Genomic DNA, 5,462 nt, shown 5'->3' with positions numbered 1-5,462 from the left:
TGTGTTGTTTGTTGTGGGTGTTTTGGAAACAAAAGCAAGGGGGGGTCGCAACTTGTCGTTCATTGTGTTGACGGGTTGCGGCCCCCCCCTTGGTTATTTTGGTTTGGTTGTGGCGGTGTCCTACTCTCCCACACCCTCCCAGGTGCAGTACCATCGGCGCTGTAGGGCTTAGCTTCCAGGTTCGGAAAGGGATGCTGGGCGTTTCCCCTACGCTATGACCACCACAAAACTATGTGTCCACACACCGTTTACCGTTGCCGGGGTTTTGCTGTGTGGGTTGGTGGTGATTCGTATAGTGGTTAACGAGCATTGTTTGCTTGTTTGTGTCCCCACAATAAGTGGGGATTGTTTTGGTTTAGTGTCGGCCAATTAGTACCAGTCGGCTCACGAGCACATTACTGTGCTTCCACCTCTGGCCTATCAACCCGCTAGTCTGGCGGGGGCCTTCAACCCACCACAAGGGTGGGCTTGGAAACCTCATCTTGGAGCAGGCTTCCCGCTTAGATGCTTTCAGCGGTTATCCCTTCCGAACGTAGCCAACCAGCCATGCACCTGGCGGTACAACTGGCACACCAGAGGTTCGTCCATCCCGGTCCTCTCGTACTAGGGACGGCCCTCCACAAGTTTCCTACGCGCACAGAGGATAGGGACCGAACTGTCTCACGACGTTCTGAACCCAGCTCGCGTACCGCTTTAATGGGCGAACAGCCCAACCCTTGGGACCAACTCCAGCCCCAGGATGCGACGAGCCGACATCGAGGTGCCAAACCATGCCGTCGATATGGACTCTTGGGCAAGATCAGCCTGTTATCCCCGGGGTACCTTTTATCCGTTGAGCGACCACGCACCCACGTGCCATGGCCGGATCACTAGTTCCTGCTTTCGCACCTGCTCGACCCGTCGGTCTCACAGTCAAGCTCCCTTGTACACTTGCACTCGCCACCTGATTACCAACCAGGCTGAGGGAACCTTTGAGCGCCTCCGTTACATTTTAGGAGGCAACCGCCCCAGTTAAACTACCCACCAGGCACTGTCCCTAACCCGGATCACGGGCCAAGGTTAGATGACCGCTTGAACCAGAGTGGTATTTCAACGATGACTCCACCCAGGCTGGCGCCCAAGCTTCACAGTCTCCCACCTATCCTACACAAGTCCAAGCGAACACCAATACCAAGCTATAGTAAAGGTCCCGGGGTCTTTCCGTCCTTCTGCGCGAAACGAGCATCTTTACTCGTAATGCAATTTCACCGAGTTCACGGTTGAGACAGCGGAGAAGTCGTTACGCCATTCGTGCAGGTCGGAACTTACCCGACAAGGAATTTCGCTACCTTAGGATGGTTATAGTTACCACCGCCGTTTACTGGGGCTTAAATTCAAACCTTCACCCCACAAGTGGGGCTAAGCTCTCCTCTTAACCTTCCAGCACCGGGCAGGCGTCAGTGCGTATACATCGTCTTACGACTTAGCACGCACCTGTGTTTTTGATAAACAGTCGCTTCTCCCTATTCTCTGCGACCCCCAACCACAACACCCACGCAAAGCGGGCGCATCGCCGAAGGTCCTCCTTATCCCGAAGTTACGGAGGAATTTTGCCGAGTTCCTTAACCATGATTCACTCGAACGCCTCGGTATACTCTACCTGACCACCTGAGTCGGTTTAGGGTACGGGCGCATGATCCCCTCACGTCGAGGCTTTTCTTGGCAGCATAGGATCACCACCAGCCAACCCAAAGGGGCCAGCCTCATCAGTCCTCACCCTACATGTCTTCCGGATTTACCTAGAAAACGGGCCACAACCTTAAACACGCACAACCATCGGCGCGCGGCAGCTACCTTCCTGCGTCACCCCTGTTAACACGCTTGCCTACACACCAACGGGACCCCAAGACCACCAACACCCAAACAACCCGAAAGCTGAAAGAGGCCGGCAGCAATTGGTTAGCACAAAGGCTTCAACACTTGACGGTTACCATGCGGTACCAGAATATCAACTGGTTGTCCATCGACTACGCCTGTCGGCCTCGCCTTAGGACCCGACTAACCCAGGGCGGATAAACCTAGCCCTGGAACCCTTAGTCAATCGGCGGAAGGGATTCTCACCCTTCATTCGTTACTCATGCCTGCATTCTCACTCCCACACGCTCCACCAACCGTTCCCAGCAGGCTTCACCGCACGCAGGACGCTCCCCTACCCACCCACACCACCACAAGAACCTCAGGTCCTCAGATGTCATACGTGTGAGTGCCACAGCTTCGGCGGTGCGCTTGAGCCCCGCTACATTGTCGGCGCAGAACCACTTGACCAGTGAGCTATTACGCACTCTTTCAAGGATGGCTGCTTCTAAGCCAACCTCCTGGTTGTCACCGCGACTCCACATCCTTTCCCACTTAGCGCACGCTTAGGGGCCTTAGCTGATGATCTGGGCTGTTTCCCTCTCGACTACGAAGCTTATCCCCCGCAGTCTCACTGCCATGCTCAACCTACCAGCATTCGGAGTTTGGCTGACGTCAGTAACCCATAGGGCCCATCGGCCATCCAGTAGCTCTACCTCCAGCAGGCAACACACAACGCTGCACCTAAATGCATTTCGGGGAGAACCAGCTATCACGGAGTTTGATTGGCCTTTCACCCCTACCCACAGCTCATCCCCTCAGTTTTCAACCTAAGTGGGTTCGGTCCTCCACAAAGTCTTACCTCTGCTTCAACCTGGCCATGGGTAGATCACCCCGCTTCGGGTCTAGAACACGCGACCAACGCCATATTTCAGACTCGCTTTCGCTACGCATACCCCACACGGGTTAAGCACGCCACGTATCACTAACTCGCAGGCTCATTCTTCAAAAGGCACGCCATCACCCCACAAGGCTCTGACGGCTTAAAGGCACACGGTTTCAGGTACTATTTCACTCCCCTCCCGGGGTACTTTTCACCATTCCCTCACGGTACTATGCACTATCGGTCATCAAGTAGTATTCAGGCTTACCAAGTGGTCTTGGCAGATTCACACGAGATTTCACGAGTCCCGCACTACTCGGGCACCAACTCCGCACAACATGTTGCCAGTACGCCTACACGACTATCACGCACTCCGGTCACCCATCCCAAGGTGTTCAACTCCCAACAACACACCACACCAGCCTCCGGCAGAAGACAAACGAGCCAGCCCCACAACACCGCACACGCAACCCCTGCCGAGTATCACACGCACACGGTTTAGCCATCCTCCGCTTTCGCTCGCCACTACTCACGGAATATCTTTTCCTACGGGTACTGAGATGTTTCACTTCCCCGCGTTCCCCCCACACACCTATCAAACTTCAGCATATGGTAACCAAGCACAACCCTGGTTAGGTTCCCCCATTCGGACACCCTCGGATCAAAGCTCGCTCGCCAACTCCCCGAGGCATATCGCAGGCCGCAACGTCCTTCATCAGCTCTTGATGCCAAGGCATCCACCGAATGCCCAACAAAACTAAACAAAACCACAAAAAAATCAAGATGCTCGCAACCACTATACAAATCACCAACAACCCACCACACCAACCACAAAACCCCACACAAGGAACCCCACAGTCGGCAAGCCAAACCCACCCCAAAAAGGCAGGAAACGCCCAAACGGTGTTGAACGTGAACCCGACAGCATGCTCGCTTGCCTTCAAAAACCTGCAACCCCAAAACGCACCCACACCCAAAACCCCAAACAAAAAAGGGCCTTGAACAAAGCATGAGCACAAGAAACCACCAACACCCCAAAAGAATGCCAGCAGCCCCCACAACAGGGCTCCCTAGAAAGGAGGTGATCCAGCCGCACCTTCCGGTACGGCTACCTTGTTACGACTTCGTCCCAATCGCCAATCCCACCTTCGACCACTCCCCCCAAACGGTTAGGCCATGAGCTTCGGGTGTTACCAACTTTCGTGACGTGACGGGCGGTGTGTACAAGGCCCGGGAACGTATTCACCGCAGCGTTGCTGATCTGCGATTACTAGCGACTCCACCTTCATGGGGTCGAGTTGCAGACCCCAATCCGAACTGAGACCAGCTTTAAGGGATTCGCTCCGCCTCACGACATCGCAACCCTCTGTACCAGCCATTGTAGCATGCGTGAAGCCCAAGACATAAGGGGCATGATGATTTGACGTCATCCCCACCTTCCTCCGAGTTAACCCCGGCAGTCCCCCACGAGTCCCCACCACAACGTGCTGGCAACATAGGGCAAGGGTTGCGCTCGTTGCGGGACTTAACCCAACATCTCACGACACGAGCTGACGACAACCATGCACCACCTGTACACCCCCAACCAAATGCACCCCTATCTCTAGGAGCTCTGGGCGTATGTCAAGCCTTGGTAAGGTTCTTCGCGTTGCATCGAATTAATCCGCATGCTCCGCCGCTTGTGCGGGCCCCCGTCAATTCCTTTGAGTTTTAGCCTTGCGGCCGTACTCCCCAGGCGGGGCACTTAAAGCGTTAGCTACGGCGCAGAAACCACGGGTGGCCCCCACACCTAGTGCCCAACGTTTACAGCGTGGACTACCAGGGTATCTAATCCTGTTCGCTCCCCACGCTTTCGCTCCTCAGCGTCAGTAACGGCCCAGAGACCCGCCTTCGCCACCGGTGTTCCTCCTGATATCTGCGCATTCCACCGCTACACCAGGAATTCCAGTCTCCCCTACCGCACTCAAGTCAACCCGTACCCACCGCAAGTTCCCAGTTAAGCCAGAAAATTTCACGACAGACGCGATCAACCGCCTACAAGCCCTTTACGCCCAATAATTCCGGACAACGCTCGCGCCCTACGTATTACCGCGGCTGCTGGCACGTAGTTAGCCGGCGCTTCTTTACCCACTACCCTCAACCCAACCCAAAGCCGGGCCTTGACCATGAGCGAAAGAGGTTCACAACCCGAAGGCCTACATCCCTCACGCGGCGTCGCTGCATCAGGCTTTCGCCCATTGTGCAATATTCCCCACTGCTGCCTCCCGTAGGAGTCTGGGCCGTATCTCAGTCCCAATGTGACCGGTCACCCTCTCAGGCCGGCTACCCGTCAAAGCCTTGGTAGGCCATCACCCCACCAACAAGCTGATAGGCCGCGAGCCCATCCCCCACCAGAAAAAACCTTTCCACCCACCCCCATGCGAAGGCAAGTGAATATCCAGTATTAGCAGCCGTTTCCGACCGTTATCCCAAAGAAGAGGGCAGGTTACTCACGTGTTACTCACCCGTTCGCCACTAATCCACGGTGCAAGCACCGCATCATCGTTCGACTTGCATGTGTTAAGCACGCCGCCAGCGTTCGTCCTGAGCCAGGATCAAACTCTCCAAACAAAAAAAATTCAGAAAACCCCAAACCAACCAAAAAAGCCAGCCCAGGAAAATCCCAACCAAAAAACAACTCAAAAACAAAAAACAGGCATAAAAACAAACAAACACACTATCGAGTTCACAAACAACACCAACACAA

General features: G+C 54.9%; 3 rRNA genes. All 3 read right to left on the bottom strand.

What is annotated here, in order from left to right:
• Positions 1-107: 107 nt before the first annotated feature.
• Positions 108-226 (bottom strand): 5S ribosomal RNA (rrf, locus tag G439_RS0100065).
• Positions 227-350: 124 nt separating this feature from the next.
• Positions 351-3,480: ribosomal RNA gene (locus G439_RS0100060) — 23S ribosomal RNA — on the bottom strand.
• A 310-nt stretch (positions 3,481-3,790) separates the two neighbouring features.
• Positions 3,791-5,326, bottom strand: a 16S ribosomal RNA gene (locus G439_RS0100055).
• The 16S, 23S and 5S rRNA genes sit together here, the layout of an rRNA operon.
• Between the last annotated feature and the right edge of the window lie 136 nt (positions 5,327-5,462).

Source organism: Schaalia vaccimaxillae DSM 15804 (genome assembly GCF_000420425.1).
Taxonomy (GTDB): Bacteria; Actinomycetota; Actinomycetes; order Actinomycetales; family Actinomycetaceae; genus Pauljensenia; species Pauljensenia vaccimaxillae.
Note: the sequence above shows the minus strand (reverse complement) of the source record. Positions and strands in the feature narration are given on the sequence as shown.